The 15,601-nt window shown below is 45.1% G+C and carries 13 protein-coding genes and 1 pseudogene; 7 read left to right on the top strand and 7 right to left on the bottom strand.

Annotated features, from left to right (window positions below; translation table 11 throughout):
- Positions 1 to 79: 79 nt before the first annotated feature.
- From BR63_RS01700 to BR63_RS01685, 4 genes are all read right to left on the bottom strand, one after another.
- Positions 80 to 811, bottom strand: a complete 732-nt coding sequence (locus BR63_RS01700; protein ID WP_034423929.1) for a hypothetical protein — start codon at positions 809 to 811, stop codon at positions 80 to 82.
- A 149-nt stretch (positions 812 to 960) separates the two neighbouring features.
- Positions 961 to 1,194, bottom strand: coding sequence for a sugar phosphate nucleotidyltransferase (locus BR63_RS19920; protein ID WP_420825498.1), 234 nt, complete (start codon positions 1,192 to 1,194; stop codon positions 961 to 963).
- A gap of 491 nt (positions 1,195 to 1,685) precedes the next feature.
- Complete coding sequence (locus BR63_RS01690) at positions 1,686 to 3,059, bottom strand: hypothetical protein (protein WP_034423934.1); 1,374 nt, start codon at positions 3,057 to 3,059, stop codon at positions 1,686 to 1,688.
- A 106-nt stretch (positions 3,060 to 3,165) separates the two neighbouring features.
- Entirely contained in the window at positions 3,166 to 3,825 is a 660-nt protein-coding gene (locus BR63_RS01685) for a CAP domain-containing protein (RefSeq protein WP_051966013.1), read from the bottom strand.
- Between the two features lie 237 nt (positions 3,826 to 4,062).
- Here BR63_RS01685 and BR63_RS01680 point away from each other — a divergent pair, with 237 nt between their 5' ends.
- Together BR63_RS01680 and BR63_RS01675 are read left to right on the top strand one after the other, a co-directional pair.
- Positions 4,063 to 4,341, top strand: a complete 279-nt coding sequence (locus BR63_RS01680) for a hypothetical protein (protein WP_034423936.1) — start codon at positions 4,063 to 4,065, stop codon at positions 4,339 to 4,341.
- 49 nt (positions 4,342 to 4,390) lie between these two features.
- Positions 4,391 to 4,711 (top strand): heavy-metal-associated domain-containing protein, encoded by a 321-nt coding sequence (locus BR63_RS01675; RefSeq protein WP_153802136.1) that lies wholly within the window; start codon positions 4,391 to 4,393, stop codon positions 4,709 to 4,711.
- Positions 4,712 to 4,722: 11 nt separating this feature from the next.
- On the opposite strand, the gene BR63_RS01670 is transcribed toward BR63_RS01675, so the two are convergent.
- Positions 4,723 to 5,757, bottom strand: a complete 1,035-nt coding sequence (locus tag BR63_RS01670; RefSeq protein ID WP_034423941.1) for a hypothetical protein — start codon at positions 5,755 to 5,757, stop codon at positions 4,723 to 4,725.
- Between the two features lie 201 nt (positions 5,758 to 5,958).
- Here BR63_RS01670 and BR63_RS01665 point away from each other — a divergent pair, with 201 nt between their 5' ends.
- Positions 5,959 to 6,582, top strand: coding sequence for a hypothetical protein (locus BR63_RS01665; RefSeq protein ID WP_034423944.1), 624 nt, complete (start codon positions 5,959 to 5,961; stop codon positions 6,580 to 6,582).
- A gap of 218 nt (positions 6,583 to 6,800) precedes the next feature.
- Here the strand turns inward: BR63_RS01665 and BR63_RS01660 are convergent, their stop codons facing one another.
- Both BR63_RS01660 and BR63_RS01655 read right to left on the bottom strand, forming a co-directional pair.
- Positions 6,801 to 8,510, bottom strand: coding sequence for a VCBS repeat-containing protein (locus tag BR63_RS01660; protein ID WP_034423947.1), 1,710 nt, complete (start codon positions 8,508 to 8,510; stop codon positions 6,801 to 6,803).
- A 78-nt stretch (positions 8,511 to 8,588) separates the two neighbouring features.
- Positions 8,589 to 9,563 carry a DUF6385 domain-containing protein gene (locus BR63_RS01655; protein ID WP_187142796.1) on the bottom strand — a complete coding sequence of 325 codons (975 nt, stop codon included), beginning with the start codon at positions 9,561 to 9,563 and terminating at the stop codon, positions 8,589 to 8,591.
- Between the two features lie 158 nt (positions 9,564 to 9,721).
- Here BR63_RS01655 and BR63_RS01650 point away from each other — a divergent pair, with 158 nt between their 5' ends.
- The 4 genes and pseudogenes from BR63_RS01650 to BR63_RS01635 all read left to right on the top strand — a co-directional run.
- Positions 9,722 to 11,680, top strand: coding sequence for a glycosyltransferase (locus BR63_RS01650; protein WP_034423952.1), 1,959 nt, complete (start codon positions 9,722 to 9,724; stop codon positions 11,678 to 11,680).
- A complete protein-coding gene (locus BR63_RS01645; protein ID WP_034423953.1) occupies positions 11,680 to 13,437 on the top strand; it encodes a tetratricopeptide repeat-containing glycosyltransferase family 2 protein in 1,758 nt (585 codons plus the stop codon). Before BR63_RS01650 ends, BR63_RS01645 begins: the two co-directional genes overlap by 1 nt.
- Complete coding sequence (locus tag BR63_RS01640) at positions 13,434 to 14,963, top strand: glycosyltransferase (protein ID WP_051966014.1); 1,530 nt, start codon at positions 13,434 to 13,436, stop codon at positions 14,961 to 14,963. The genes BR63_RS01645 and BR63_RS01640 overlap by 4 nt, the downstream gene beginning before the upstream one ends.
- Positions 14,960 to 15,598, top strand: a pseudogene (locus tag BR63_RS01635) (glycosyltransferase family protein); the annotation flags it as partial. The gene BR63_RS01640 and the pseudogene BR63_RS01635, both read left to right, overlap by 4 nt.
- Positions 15,599 to 15,601 lie beyond the last annotated feature (3 nt).

Genomic DNA, 15,601 nt, shown 5'->3' with positions numbered 1-15,601 from the left:
AATAGATTAAGATTTTCGGCTTAAGGAAAAACCACCTCGCTGAGGTGGTTTTTCCCTGTTTGGTTTGCAGTAAAAATTATTATGGTTGGGGAGGCGGACACTGGGCACAGCGTCCAGGCTCCAGGTCAGTTTCCTGGCAGAATTTTTTGCATTGGGCAGGTCTTTCAAAAGGTATGCATTCACCAGGCAGTACGGGGAAGGGCAAATCAATGCATTCCTCCAGGGGACAAGAAGCGATGCAGACTATGGAACGCCCCGATTGTAAGGCAAAGAACTGCTTTTCTACCGTTACTTCAATGGCAAAAGGCGGGAACGTGGGTGGGAATCCAGCAGGCCTTGGTACCAAGACCGCCCTGATACAATCAAAAGTAATGCGTCTGATGCAAATTTCCGTCTGTTCAGGGGCACAAAGAACACATCCGCCGTCAATATCCCGTACCGGTACGGCCAGTTCCCGTTCAAATACCCCCATCGCCACGCCCACCTCTAAACTGTTGGTAACGCAGTCAAAAAATTCAAAGAAAACACGCACTTTATAACGAACGACGAAAATAACACAGTCTCCTATCCGGCGCGGTGGAAAACCACCTGGAGGAACGGGAGTATCAACACCTATTATTTCCAGATTGCTGACTACACAGTTGATAGGACAGGCATCAGGCGGTATAGGTCGTCCAGTATCAGTTTCAAAGAGATAATGAATATCGTGAAAACACTTTGTGCCTGTGGCGCAAACCTTTTCCATGATAACCGGTGTACAAATGAAACGGGGAAAAGGTGGGCATTTGGTAGTGTTAGCCTCCGCTGACATGATAATCTCTCCTTTCACATAAAATCACTAGATCTACCTTATATTATGGCAAGCCAAAATGGGAGGTGACAAAAAAAATGTAAACAGGAGAGATTTTGATCAAATTAATCTTCTTCAAATCAGAAAGATAAAGGTCCAGGGCTGACCCTCTACCACAATTTCTTCAAATTTATTTTTGCGTACTCATCATTATGCTTATATAGTGAAATAGGATGGTAAAACTCTGTGATATGCAGGGATTTCAATAACATGCCGCTATTCCAGAAATAATTTCCTTCCGCCAGAAGTTTTACTGCCGTAAAAATATCAGGTTTTTCTACAAAGTTTTTTACGGTCAAAGGAGCCTGTAAGAGCCTGAGTCCATTTTTCTTCAGCGGCCACATAGTGGTCAGCAGGAAAAGTGATAAGTATGGCATCGGCTTAAATCTCTGACAGCCACTCCAGGGCGTACCCTAAAGCTGAGGCTGTATCTCTCCCCATAGGTTCTAGAAGGTTACCCAAAGAAACCGCCGGTGGCAAGATGGAGAAATTCTCCGCTACCCCGGGTCTACTGCCCTGGTTGAAGTAAAATGTTCCCAGGCTCTAATTGATAAAATTGTTCATTTAGGTGGCAAACCTGTTTTTTCCCGGACGGGACATTGCTTAATAAAGAACCTTATGAAAAAACCTTCCGTCTCTACGGAAGGTTTTGCTATACACTATTTGGAAAGGCCCCTAAAGGGCCTTTCGTTAAGGAGGAAAATTAGATGTGATCTGCCGCATTGAGAGGATTACCATCCCCCCACTACATCATATGTCCTGCCAGAAAAATTGGACACCCCTTTGGGGACAAAGGGAAAAATTTTTTTATCCTAATAAAAGCAAAGTAATATTTTTAAGAAGCAGGTAAATCTTCATGTATCTCCTTCGGACTAGTCTCTTTGGGGCAGACCGTATCAGCCAGGTTTTTCAATTCAAGCAGAGCATTATGGGTTTTAGGCGTAATAGAACGATATACTTCCTGCTGCTGCTGGGGTTTTTGCCAGGGAATTTCAGGTGCTGACATTGCCTGCTGGCTAAAAGTACTTTTTACATAATCCTGAAGAGAAGTATTTAAAGAGATATACGACTGCTGATAAAAATCTTCTCTGGCTCGAGGAGCAAAGGGGAAGACAGGTCCATCTTCGGGCGGATATAAAAAGGGACTCCGGTTTCCCCTGTACTTCTTTTTAGTTTTTTTAGTGACACTCATAGCTGCTTGTTTCTTATTTGTGTTAGTAATTTTAGCCACGGGGAGAGACACCTTATTTATCTTATCTTCTGTTGCGGAAACAGAAGTAACCTGCTGTTGTAGTTGATCTTTTACTTCCGGTTCATCTTTTACCTCTGATTTATTTATTATCTCAACGGCATTCAGTAGCTCAATCTCTTCATTTATGTTTTCTTTTTCCTTTATGTTTGCCTCTTCCTTCACTACCGTTGCCTCATTAACTTCTAAGAGAGTTTCTTCCTTAAATATAATCTCTTCCACTGCAACGGGATCAATATCTTCGTGGATTATTTCTTCCTCCTTCTCATTTTCCACTTTTGCCGGCGTTTTCTCCTCCAGACTGCCGGCCAGCTCTTTTAAAAGGGCTAATTGATCTTCCAGAGGTATCTTACCGTACATATCCAATAAACCGTCAATAATGGCCTTTTCCAGATAATCTATTCCGGTAAGGTCCACATGGTCTAATTCCATTAACACGGAAGGCACATCCGACAGATAGAGTTTGTTGTATTTGAAATTCAAGACAAAATCCCACAGTCCCGGAATTTCATACTCTAAAGGATCTTTCTGTTGAGCCAGGTATTTAATAATGGAAGCAACTACCTGTAAACTTTCCTCTTTCTGTTTTAAGGAATAAAAGAAGCGAACTTTTCCTTTCTTTTCTGGACAAGCGTGATTCGAAAAACTTAGAAATATTTGTACCTTGAGCATTTTCATCAGTTTACTGTGAAAAGAGTTATAGGAGCTGAACAAGACCAGAGCTCCCTGGGCTTTTAACCCATCGGCAAATCTTTTTACCACCTGGTTGAGATCCTGATTGATATCGTTCAGGGGGCAAATAACCAAGTGGATACCTTTAAGGGGGGGAAATAAAATATAGTCCCCCACCTCGTTACAGCGGTAAGAAATATTATGTATGGCACAAAAAGCCTGAAAAAAGGCCTCTTGCTTTTTTGGATAGGATGCTAAAAGCTGGTCGGCCACGTAGACATTAAACATGTGATTCTCCCTCCTTCACAATTTTACTACTATCACTATATGCTCTTTATGGAAATATGTCATAAAAAAAACCTGGCCTCCTCGCCAGGTTTTCTGTTTCTTTCAACTATTGCATAATAAAAAGCTGCGTTACCACAACGCCATATTTATCGGGTACTACACCGAGACCAACATGGGTAAAGTTGGGATTCAAAATGTTGGCTCGATGCCCGGAACTGGCCATCAAAAGGCTAAAAGCATGTTGAGCATTACGGGCTTTCGCTAAGTTCTCCCCCACGGAGCGAAACCTGATGCCGGCATCATAAACCATCTTGGCAAATGAACCATAAGTGGGAGAGGTATGGGAAAAGTAGTTCTTTTTAATAATATCTATACTCTTAAGACGGGCCAATTCATTGAGTTTAGCCATAGGCGCCAAGGGTTTCAGCCCATTTTTACTTCTTTCTTCGTTTATCAACTTCAACATTAACTGTTCTTCCGCGTTCATACTCCCTTGTTCTACAGGGGAAGGTGCTGCCGGTGAAGAAGGCGTAGAGGCAGGTGTTGTGACCGTTGGAGTGCCCGGTGTAGCAGAAGTAGTGCTGCCTGTACTCGGTGTAGTAGGACTAGTCGGCGTACTTGGGGCAGGCTGGGCGGTAGTTGTACCTTGTAAGTCACGTAATCTGGCGGCCCCCCAGGAAGCATAGGCTTCTTGTACGAATAACTGGGAAGTCAGTAAAGCGGAAATCCCTAAGACGGCTAGAGTTTTGACAAGTTTTTTGTTCATATTTTTTCCTCCTAAGCGGTGATAACTCTAATATACTTTGCACTTGCAACCTAAAACAACACCTTAAATGCAGGTTGTTAGTTGATTTAATCCAACCAAAACCCGGTACAAGTCTTTATACTCCCAGTTTTGTGTAATTTTACGCACCTGTTGTTTTTTGGTAAAAAGCTTTTCCTTATGAACAACTAAAGGCCCTAAAGAATAGTATACAAAGAAAAAAGGTAAAGGAGGGGTTAGATGAAATTACCCCAGACACGTTTATGGATAGATGCCCGGGGTGAAAATATCGACTTAAGCCAGCATGCTGAAGTCCTTTATATCATTAATAATTTGGCAGAGCAGGAGAAGAAACAATTGTTAGTGGAGGCAGTCTATCCTCTAGTCAAAGAAATTGCTATCCTGGAAAAACCCCAAAATGCTGTCAGGATTAGTTTCAACCCAACCCTGATCAGCCCAAGCTTTATTGATTATCTTCTTCAGCAAAAGGGCCTCACTTTTGTCAGAGAGGGCGGGTGAAAATGATCAAGAACAGGCTGGTGCCTGTAAGAAAGGAGCAAATGAAAGTATGAGCTGGTATAAGGAAACCGTTGACAATCTCATGGAGAAAAGGTTATTTGATCCTGAAGCCTCCAAAATGCCCAGCGCTAAACTATATGCCCAGATGAGAAGAGAGTTCCCTGTCACCATTACTGTTACCGATATGCACAATGAGCAGGATAAAGATAAACTCACTTCTGCCCTGCTCGCCTTAGAAGGGGTAACTAGTGCAAAACCTATCCTCCACCAGAAAAAGTTAGTGGTCGCTTTTAATCCGGGCCAAGTTAGCTTACAAACCATCACCTATACCATTGCCCAGTTAGGTTATCACTACATTCAACGGAGTTGAAGGAGTTGCAACTAAGACCTGGAAGGTCTGACATTTTGCGACTTACGATAACACTTCATCTTTCCCCTGGCCATATTATCACTACTGGCTATACTTCTCCCTTTGATCATCATTTCTAAGGTTTCCACCGTCATCACTGCGGGAAAGTCTAAGGTGGTTCCGTGGATTTTTTTTAGGGCAAGCAAACCCGGTAAGTTTCCCGGACCCGTAAGAGACATGAATTCTGCAGGATAAAAGATATCGCTTTCTATTAGATTTAACAGGTCAAAAGTTTTTGCATCCACATTTGCCAGATAAATTCGTCCCCGGTAATTCCAACAGATATTTAGAACACCTTTTCTGCTAAAGAAAATACAAGGGGCCCCCTCACAACCTTTGACTCTTCCCAAAACATGCCGACGGGAATTTTCTGGTTCTGCCAAAGGAACAGTATAAATCACAAAAATGCATCCCTCCAAAGTCCCTTCCCCTGCTAAGAGCAATAAAGCATCGGTATGGGGATAACAGTTTAAAAGCCTCCCCCCCCCGAGATTTAATTTCCGGGGATTCTTCCATTGACCATCATAATGAACTATTCCGAGGCCATTTTCTAGGGGGGCTTCAAGTTTATAAATAAGTGTCAGGCCGTCTTTCGGCCAATTAAAAAAAGATCGAATCTTGGCTCCTCTGGGAATGAGGGGTATCTCTTCCTGATACCAAATATTTTCCTTTAAATAAAGGTGAGTAAAATCTCTCGGCGTCCCTTCCTGATGATTTACCAGGAGGTGAAGTTCCCTGTTATCTCTAAAAGCCAGAAAGAAATGACCTGGACAAGAGAGCAGGGGCTTTGCCCCTACGGACCAAGAACTCCCGTTCCAATAGTAATACTCAGTTTCACCTTTCTTTTCCAGGAGTAAATGGGGATTACCCGCCCTGTCAAGCGCCACTTCCGAGAGGGATACATTCTCTACAGGTTTGGTAGCGAGCAAGAGACTTAAGGATAAACCCTGGGGCCTTCCAGATAAATACCAGATATCTTGGTCACCTGATACGATTAGTTTTTCCAACCCTCATCCCCACCCTTTACTTACTCCAATTCCCCAACCATGCTATTTATTTAATACTATACATTACCCTTTCTTCCTATGACTGCTTAGCGAAAACCTACTTTTTAACTTTTTACCCCTAATGACTGTAACAACTTTAAAGACTCACTAATACAATACATTAGACATAAACCTTATGTTTATGAAAGGAGGAAATATTAGATGCTTGATAAGACCGCAAAAATTGCACAGGAAGTAACCCCGGGCGTATGCCCACCTGAAGGCTGCCCACCCCCAACGAGGATTGAATGTATTGTCGTAGACAAAGTATACGACAGCTGCTTCCAAATCCACGATCTTTCCCGGGATACCACTATATCCAGATTAACCGAGTTTACCACAGGACCTTTTGCTGTAGGTACTATCACCCCCTGTCAACTCACTCCGGGTAGTAGTATTACCTGTACAGAGGTTTCCCGGGTCTCCGCTGGCGGTGGATTCTTCACCATCACCATCTTGGTTTCCGTCCCCATCACCCTTACGAACCCCAATAATCCTACCGAAACCGTTGACAGGGTGTTTAATTTCACCAAAACAGTCACCCTGTGCTGCCCCGAAGGTGTTTCTCCCGATTGCAGTGAAAGCACCCTGCTCTTCTGCAGCTGTATTGTCAGTGCTGTCAACCTCGAATCCATCACCGTTACCTGCACCCTCCAGGTCTGCCTGGTTATCAAGTGCATCCTCACTGTCCAGCTGCTGGTTCCCAGCTACGGTTTCTGCGTACCGGCTCCCTGTGTTACTATCCCCGGTGTTTGCCCACCTACGCCGCCGGCTCAGTGCTTCTAACCTTCTCTTCCTTCAAAATCCTGTGCAAAAAAAGCCCACTAAAAAGTACACTGCTCAATACGGCAGTGTAGTCAGACTATCTACAAAGCCCACAAAGTGTGGGCTTTTTTTAATATATCAGGAATTATAAATTATTGATTAGGGGGTGTTAAGGGACGGAGTCCCTTTAGTCTGGTCTGGTCACTGATGGCGGATGTAGGAAGTCGGATAGCGGTGAGTCACAGCATGGCAGGAATTAAAATCTCCCTTTTCTGTAGGACGGATAGAGTGATACACAGATGCATTTCACACCGCATAATATGCCTCTTACCCTGATACATATATAAGGCATCATTACCGGGAGACCCGATAAACAGTATACTATTAGCATTCAAGAGGCTGCTGCCGGCAACAGACCAGCCAAACTGGTTCCAGCTTTCTTGACCCTCCAGTACCTGTAGTATTTGCCCGGTGCGACTAGAGATCAGATAAACCTTACCCGCAAAACGTTTATTATGAGGGGAGGCACTGGGAGCACCCAGGGCCAAGTCAGGTTGACCATCGTTGTCCAAGTCTCCCACGGGAGTTACTGCTATTCCCACCTCTTCCCCGCTTACAGGGCCCGCAAAATGCAGGAGTTGGCTCCCATCCAGGCTAGAAAAGATATAGGCTGAACCGGCTTCACTTCTTCCCCCGGGTGAGCTTCCAGGAGCGCCGGCTAAAATCTCAGGAATGCCATCACCATTTATGTCAGGAAGGGCCTTTAGAGAAAAACCTAAACCTGCGTTAAATTCCGTACCTTCTATTTTATAGATTAAGGAACCGGCAGCACCGGAATAGACATAGATCTCACCTGCCTGGTATAAACCCGACGGGGAAGCCAAAGGGGCACCTATGGCCAAGTCAGGTATCCCGTCACCATCAACATCCCCTATGGTTGTTAAGGCATACCCGAAAGCATCACCTGGATTTTGGCCGTCTAGTCGATATAATAAGCTGCCGGAAGCTCCAGAATAGACAAAGACGCTTCCGGCATTAATTTTCCCTTCGGGAGAAGCCTGGGGAGCGGCTACCAAAAAATCCGGAACACCGTCTCCGTCTAAATCACCAGCCCAGCTAACAGCCCAGCCAAACTGGGCCTCCTCTTCCGTATGATTTATCGTTAAGAGAGTAGTCCCGTCTTTACCGGAAAGAACGCGGACATAACCTGCCCGCGCTGCGCTTCCGATCTTGGCTGAAGGAGCACCTACCAGGATATCATCCCATCCATCACCGTTTAAATCATAACCGGTATCTAGGGCAAACCCGAAGTCATCATCCTGTGCTGTTCCGGAAACTTCGTAGAGCTTGACGCCATCCGGAATAGAAAACACCGTTATTTTACCTGCATCATGGCAAGCCCCAACCCTGGCCGAGGGGGAACCAACACACACGAAGGGGTGAGCATCCCCTAAGGCCATGGCAAAAGCAAACTGCTCGCCCGGCTGTTGACCGAAAAACCAGGCATTTCTGCTTTCACCCTCCAATATACAGCTGGAGTAGGTTAAATAAACTTGCGCCTCAAACCTGGGAGTAACAGCCTGACCCAGGGCCAGAGAACATGATACAGGGATAAACAATTCTTTTGTAAGCTCTATTGTTTTCGTAGCACAGTGAATCGTAAAAAGAAAAGACTTAAAGATACCTAATGAAACATTATACATACCCCTATGGACTGTAGGCTCCTTACCTAATAAAAGAATTCTTTCAGTTCCCTCCAGGGGTGTACAATGGACGGCAGCGCAATCTTCCGTGAGAAAAAAAGGAACGTCAAAAGTATACTCCTTAAAAATATCCCTGTAACGGCTGTCAAGAACTAAATCCGCGGAAATACAGACAATTTCCTGGCGGGGAACAGTGTTGTGGACGTATTTTATAAGATCTTTTTCTAGTTTTCCTTGCTTATCCATACTGTCCCCCTGCCAGGTTCATAAGTTTCGTACTATTAATTTATGACTTGGTGGGAAATCAGGTGCTTGGACGAAACATTAGTTGGACTGGCCTTGGAAAAAGATATTGAGAGTTACGGCACTGGCTGCGTTTACGGCGCTGTAGTATATACGGGCATATTTCAAAAACACGTTAGCAACAAAAGTTGACAGCCCATTCTGGTTAATGGTGACTGGTCCCACTTCGTCCTGCCAGGTGGTCCCATTAGGACTGATCTGTAGTTTGACCAGGGCCTGGGCATTGGCTGCTGTAGAGGCATTGACCACACCGAAAGTCCAGGTCTTCAGGCCTAAAACGGTATAGGTTTCGTCAGGAGTCCCTGCCGTATCAATGATGTTAGCCCTGGTTGCTGAGACATCGGTAGTCCCCGTGGCCACGGCCAAACCTGTGGTAGTGATGAGAATACCGTTGGCCGGTGGTGTGATAGCCAGGCCGGAAGCCGGCGCCGTCACTGTAAGCCCGTTAGCCGGAGCAGTAATGGCCAGACCTGTACTGGTAATGGCTAAACCGTTGGCCGGTGGTGTGATAGCCAGGCCGGAAGCCGGCGCCGTCACTGTAAGCCCGTTAGCCGGAGCAGTAATGGCCAGGCCCGTACTGGTAATGGAGAGACCGTTGGTCGGTGGGGTGATGGATAATCCTCCGCTAGGCGGGGTTATGGAAAGGCCTTCGGCCGGGGCCGTTACGGTCAGCCCGTTAGCCGGAGCCGTGATGGCCAGGCCCGTACTGGTAATGGAAAGACCGTTGGCCGGTGGGGTGATGGATAATCCTCCGCTAGGCGGGGTTATGGAAAGGCCGGAAGCCGGTGCCGTCACTGTAAGCCCGTTGGCCGGAGCAGTGATGGCCAGGCCCGTACTGGTAATAGAGAGACCGTTGGCCGGTGGGGTAATAGCCAGACCCGTTGAGGTGATTGCCAAATTACCTGAGGAATCTGTATTGAAGGCAACGTCATTACCGCCGTATATTTTCACCCGTGCCTGGTCTGGATCGTCTTGGAATACTTTAAAGTTAGGCATAAGTTTCACTCCTTTCCCTATGAACTAATTTGGTTTAGGGCTCATAATATAATATGAAATAAGATAGATATTGGTACATACCTTCGTTGTAAAAATTACACTAGCAGCCTTTGCTACATTTAGATAAAACTTAACCATGAGGAGTTTGGCAGAATATTATGAAGACAAGAATTAGTTTGTGCATTATTGCCAAAAATGAGACGGAGAATTTGCGCCGGTGTCTTACAAGTGCGGCCGGAGCCGTTGATGAAATCATTGTGGTGGATACGGGGTCCACTGACAATACCTGTGAAATAGCCCGCGAATTCGGTGCTAAAGTTTACACCTTCCTTTGGAATGGCAGCTTTGCCGATGCCCGTAATGTTTCCCTGGATCAGGCCACTGGGGACTGGATCCTCTATCTGGACTGCGATGAGGAATTAGCGGCAGGCTGCGCAGAAATCCTAAGAAGGTTAACCTCTATCGACGATGTGGAAGGTTATCTCGTTAAGATTATTAATTATCTGGGAAACGAGGGCTGGGTGGAAACCTGCCCAGATTTGGTTTTTCGCCTCTTTAGAAACCGCCCGGAATACAGGTTCCGTGGAGCTATTCATGAACAAATCGCCGACGTTATCCTGGAGAAAAACGCCAAGGCCAGCTACCGCCTGGCCGAAGACCTGGTTATCCTGCATTACGGTTATTTAGACAAACAAATCAAGGAAAAAGATAAAAAAAATAGGAATCTCAACTTAATCGAGAAAGAACTTCAGGAAAGACCCCAGGACTTTTTATTACGGTATCACTATGGTGTGGAACTGTTTCGTGCCGAACGCTATACGGAAGCTGCCTTCCAGCTAACCCAGGCTGCCAATAACCTTGATCCTAATACCGTATATTTTCCCAAATTGATACGCTATATCGTGTTAGCCCATCAGTCAGCCTTGGAACCTGAAAAAGCCCTTCATGCGGCGCTCCTGGGTCTTAAGCTATTCCCCAATTATGCCGATTTGTACTATTACGCGGGTCTTCTCTACCTGGATCTAAAAAAATATAAGTTAGCCCAGGAATATTTACTCAAAGCGGCCTCCATGCCGGAACAGCCTGCCCAGTACGCCTCCTTCGGAGGTGTCAGGGGATTTCGGGCTTACTATCACCTGGCTAAAATAGCCGAAACCTTTCTTGATTATGAGGAGAGTCTTAAATTTTACATTACCAGCTTACGTGATAATCCCTACTTTAGGCCGGCCCTGGAAAGGATAGTGCAAATTCTAAATCCACGCCTTAATCCGGAATATTCTAAAGTATCCCTGGAAAAAGTATTTGACTTTTCCAATGCCAGGGCCATTCTGGTAATGGGCGAAATATACTTCCACCAGGGGGCTTACGGCCTGGCCCTCGATTATTTATTAAGAGCGGAGAGGACGGAGCCCCTCTCACCTGAAACCCTTTTATGGAAAGCCATCTGTCTGGCCCAAGAACGCCGCTATCTGGAATCACTGAGAATTCTGGATACTTATACTCCCGAGAGTCACTTATATCCCCTGGCCAAATTCAACAAACTGATTTGTTTCTGGCTCCAGAACAGTAAGCGCAAAGTTCTGTCCCTGGCAGCTGAACTTTCTGCTCTGGGATTAGCAGAAGATACACAAAAAGTTGTAAACCTTTTCACCAATACAAATCTTTCAGCAATAACTTTGGGATCAGATGGTATGGCCCTCTTACTGGACATTGTAAAAAGACTCCTGGCCCTCAAGGAAACAGAGAAAGCTCAACACTTTTTAAAATGTTTGAACCCCAGTATTCGAACACTGCACAGCAAGAGCATAGCCCAGCTCTTTTATGACTATGGCTATGAAGAAGAGGCGGCTCTCTATCTAAAAGAATATTTAACAATAAGACAGGATGGAGAGGCTCATTTTCTCCTGGCAGAGATCTATCACGAAAGGGGAAAATTCCTTGAGGCCGAGGAGCATTACCGCTATGCCCAGGAGATTGACCCCGACCAACCCCGCTATTATCTTAGATTAATTCAGTTATACGAGAAAAAGCGGAGAATGATTTTAGAGGAGGCCCTTCTAAAATATCCCGAGGTCGATGTTTTTCAAAAATTATTGAAGGAGGCCCCGGTTACCTGATGAATAACACAATTACCCTGACTATGATCGTCAGGAATGAAGCAGCCAATATTGAAAACTGTCTTAACAGCGTCTATAAGCAGGTGGACGAAATCGTTATTGTCGATACAGGTTCCACCGATAATACAGTGGAGATTGCCCGGAGTTTTACAGATAAAATTTATTTCTATCCCTGGCAGGGAGATTTCAGCGCCGCCCGCAATTTTGCCCTGGATAAAGCTAAGGGAGAGTGGATCATTTACCTTGATGCCGATGAAGAATTGCTTTGTGCAAGTGATGAGCTGAAGTCATTGGTCAGCAGGGACAAAGCAACTGAAGCCTACCTCCTGCCGCTTAACAATCCTACGACTGACTTCACCGGTGTGTATAACCGTTTTTTTGTACTGCGCCTTTTTAAAAACAATGGTTCCTATCGTTTTAAAGGAAAGATTCATGAACAGGTTATCGTTCCCCCCAAAAATGCGGTAGGGATCGCTGAAAGTCCTGTCATCAACCATAAGCTCCTGCCAGCAAAAGAACGTAACCGTAAACGGGGAAGAAACCTGGCTCTCTTAAAACAAGCCTTGGCTGAAGATCCGCACAACAATTTTTTACAGTATTATCTTGGTGTGGAGTGGCTGATGCTGGGCAAACCGGCCCAGGCCCTCTCCTATTTCAAGAGTGCCTATAACAACCTTACCGATGAATACCTGCTCTTTCGCGGACCTGCCCTGCGGTATTTGCTTGTGTGTTTGCAAAGCCTGGGCAGGCTGGATGAGGCCATTTGCCTGTGTCTGGAGGCAGACTTAAAATACCCTGAATATACCGACATTTATTATTTAGCCGGCCATCTCTTTGAGGAAAAAGAAGAGTATGAGCTTGCCATAAAATGGTTCACCCAGGCCGTAAAGTGTGGAACGCCGCCCCCTCTCTTCAGTCACCTGGCAGGAACGGAAAGTTTTCTGGCTTATTATCACCTGGGTTTCTGCCTGGAAAAGCTGGGGGAAACAGAAAAAGCAGTGGATTATTACGTCATGGCCCTGAAAGCTAATGAGAAATATATCTATCCCATTTATAACCTTTTTGTGCTCTTATTAACCAAATACGGTGCCCACCGTACCCTGGCGTATTTTCAAGAACATAAATACCTTAATAATGTGGAACTGGCTTTAGCCGTGGCTCATTTGTTTTTTCAAGCGGGTTTCAGGGCCCTGGCCATAGAGTGCCTGGAATCCTGTAACATAAGGGGCAATAAAGATGAAGAAGTAAAGTTTTACCTTGGTAAATACAGTATTTTTTCAGGAAGGCTCCTCTCAGGCTTGCAAAACTTAAGTGAAATTTCCCCAACGAGTCCTTTTTATACCCAGGCGCAACTGCAGCGTACCATTGCTTTCCTCCTGGGAGGAAGTTTTCCGGAAGCTAGAATTCTGGCCCTTGAATTATGGAAAAATCATCAGACCAGATGCCATGGCTATGTCCTTTTAAACCTCATACGTTTCCTGGAACGGGATGAAATGATCACCCCCCCTCAGAAAATAAGGGGGATGGATGTGCTGAAACCTGTTCTGGAACTTCTCAACGAAAGCAGTTGCTGCTTACCGGATCCCCGGCTGCGGCAGTGTCTTCACTACTGGAAACTGCGCCAAGGCCTGGAAATATTCCTAAAAAATATTTCCCCCGAGGGCTATTTGCGTTTGGTGGAACATTACCAGGATAAATCCTCTGACCTCCACAATCTCGTAGAATACAAATTCGGATGTGGTGGTACAAAGGTATGAATAAACCAACCGTAAGCTTATGCCTGATTGTCAAAAATGAAGAATATTTTATTTTGTCTTGTCTTAACAGTGTAAAACACCTGGTGGACGAAATAATTGTGGTAGATACGGGCTCCTCTGATGAGACGATTAGACTGGCCCGGGAAGCAGGGGCCAAAATATTTACTTTCACCTGGACGGGAGATTTTTCCCAGGCCAGAAATTTTGCCCTGGAACAGGCCGCCTGTGACTGGATTTTGTTCCTGGATGCCGACGAAGAACTGGATAACATTGATGTCCAGGATTTTCAGCGATTGCTTGCTGTACCCCAGGTGGAGGGATACTTTCTTACCATCAAAAGTTACCTGGGTGCCGGTGAAGAAATAGCCTGGGACCAGGTGGTGAGATTATTCAGGAATAAACCTGCTTACCGGTTTGAAGGGGCCATCCATGAACAAGTGGCCTCCTCCATTATCAGGAGTAAAGGTTATGAGGGGCTTGCTGAAGCACCCTTGATTATCAAGCATTTCGGATATTTAGATACTCAACTTAGCGAGAAGGACAAATACAGCCGTAATACCCTGATCATTAAAAGGGAATTAGAGAATAACCCCCAAGATCCCTTTCTTTTATACTGCCTGGCCCTGGAATTCTACCTGGCTAACGACGTCTTGGAGGGTCTGGCCTGTCTGGAAAAGGCCCTGGCCTATCTTAAGGGGAACGAGGGCTATTTTGAGGACGTCCTGTTCAATACAGCCCTGGGTTATCTAAAATTGGGAAAAACAGAAACACTTATTAGGTTTGTGGAAAAGTCCTTGCAGATTTTACCCAACCAGCCTAACCTTATCTTACTGCGGGGCCTGGCCTATCTGAGTCAGGCCAAATACCAGGAAGCTATTGACGATTTTAATAGTACCCTCCACCTAGGGGGAAGCAAGGTTCTCCCCTCTTCCCGACTTCTCTCTTTTCTCGGGGATACCCATAATTTAGCAGGAAATTACAGCCAGGCAGAAACCAATTATTTAGCGGCCTTAGTTAAAGCCCCCCATCTACTCTATCCTCTCACCCAGCTTCTCGGTCTAGTCCAAAAAAAAAAATATGCGGTGGAATTTGATAAACTTTGCCAGTTTACCACAGTGGAGGGAAAAATCGAAATTTGGCAGAAACTGGTCCAGAATGGTGAAATCTCTCTATCCCTGGTAGTTTTACTTTTAACTATTTATCATCTCGTCTGCCTTAACGCCTTTAATCAGGAACTCATTTTGTTAAGTGAAGCCTGTAACGCCTTATTCCCTCAACTTAAACCCCTTTACAACAGGCCAGAGTCTTGGGAATACCTGACCGCAGCTGTAAAGGAACTGGCTTTTTATGGGAAAGTAGCGGAAAAAGAATATAAGTGCAGCTATTTTCCCTTAAGCAGTAAACTAAAAATGCTATTAGAAGATATTTTGTTTCTCCTCATTAATGAATTCTGTCCCCTGTGGTATCCCTCCCCATCGAAGCAAAATCAATACCCAGGCTTATTACAGGAGGAGTATGATCAATGAAGGTTCTCGTCGCAAGTCCCGTTAAGCAAAAAAAAGAAATTTTGGCGGAATTCCTGGAGTCCCTGGAATTAGTGGACACCACGGGATTGGCCTTAGATTTCGCTTTTATTGATGATGATAATGACCATGATTTACTGACGGAGTTTTCCCAAAATAAAAGTAATGTCAGGATCTTTCCGGGCAGAGGGGGTGATTCTTATGTTTGCGATGAGATGACACACCACTGGCAGGAAGACCTGATTTGGAAAGTGGCCGCATATAAAAATAAATTTATTGAACTAGCCCTCCAAGAGGGCTATGATTACCTTTTTCTTGTTGACTGTGATCTGTATCTCCATCCCCAAACCATCAGACATCTGGTTTCTTTAGACAAAGATATTGTATCCGAGGTTTATTGGACCAAATGGAAACCGGAAATGATTCCCCTTCCTCAAGTATGGGTCGGCGACCAGTACAGGCTCTATCACCTTTTAAGAGGAGAAACTCTGAGTGAAGAAGAAGCTAACAGAAGAACTATGGATTTTCTCCAGCTCCTCGCCCAACCGGGCACTTATAAAGTAGGCGGTCTGGGAGCCTGTACCTTAATCAGCAGGAAAGCTCTGGCCAGGGGAGTATCTTTTAGCGAAATATATAATTCA

The organism is Thermanaerosceptrum fracticalcis (genome assembly GCF_000746025.2).
In the GTDB taxonomy this organism is placed as follows: Bacteria; Bacillota; Peptococcia; order DRI-13; family DRI-13; genus Thermanaerosceptrum; species Thermanaerosceptrum fracticalcis.
Note: the sequence above shows the minus strand (reverse complement) of the source record. Positions and strands in the feature narration are given on the sequence as shown.

Bases quoted from the DNA above. Each gene is read 5' to 3' on its own strand.
- BR63_RS01700 (WP_034423929.1), bottom strand. From the start codon at position 811: ATGTCAGCGGAGGCTAACACTACCAAATGCCCACCTTTTCCCCGTTTC.
- BR63_RS19920 (WP_420825498.1), bottom strand. From the start codon at position 1,194: ATGTGGCCGCTGAAGAAAAATGGACTCAGGCTCTTACAGGCTCCTTTG.
- BR63_RS01690 (WP_034423934.1), bottom strand. From the start codon at position 3,059: ATGTTTAATGTCTACGTGGCCGACCAGCTTTTAGCATCCTATCCAAAA.
- BR63_RS01685 (WP_051966013.1), bottom strand. From the start codon at position 3,825: ATGAACAAAAAACTTGTCAAAACTCTAGCCGTCTTAGGGATTTCCGCT.
- BR63_RS01680 (WP_034423936.1), top strand. From the start codon at position 4,063: ATGAAATTACCCCAGACACGTTTATGGATAGATGCCCGGGGTGAAAAT.
- BR63_RS01675 (WP_153802136.1), top strand. From the start codon at position 4,391: ATGAGCTGGTATAAGGAAACCGTTGACAATCTCATGGAGAAAAGGTTA.
- BR63_RS01665 (WP_034423944.1), top strand. From the start codon at position 5,959: ATGCTTGATAAGACCGCAAAAATTGCACAGGAAGTAACCCCGGGCGTA.
- BR63_RS01660 (WP_034423947.1), bottom strand. From the start codon at position 8,510: ATGGATAAGCAAGGAAAACTAGAAAAAGATCTTATAAAATACGTCCAC.
- BR63_RS01655 (WP_187142796.1), bottom strand. From the start codon at position 9,563: ATGCCTAACTTTAAAGTATTCCAAGACGATCCAGACCAGGCACGGGTG.
- BR63_RS01650 (WP_034423952.1), top strand. From the start codon at position 9,722: ATGAAGACAAGAATTAGTTTGTGCATTATTGCCAAAAATGAGACGGAG.
- BR63_RS01645 (WP_034423953.1), top strand. From the start codon at position 11,680: ATGAATAACACAATTACCCTGACTATGATCGTCAGGAATGAAGCAGCC.
- BR63_RS01640 (WP_051966014.1), top strand. From the start codon at position 13,434: ATGAATAAACCAACCGTAAGCTTATGCCTGATTGTCAAAAATGAAGAA.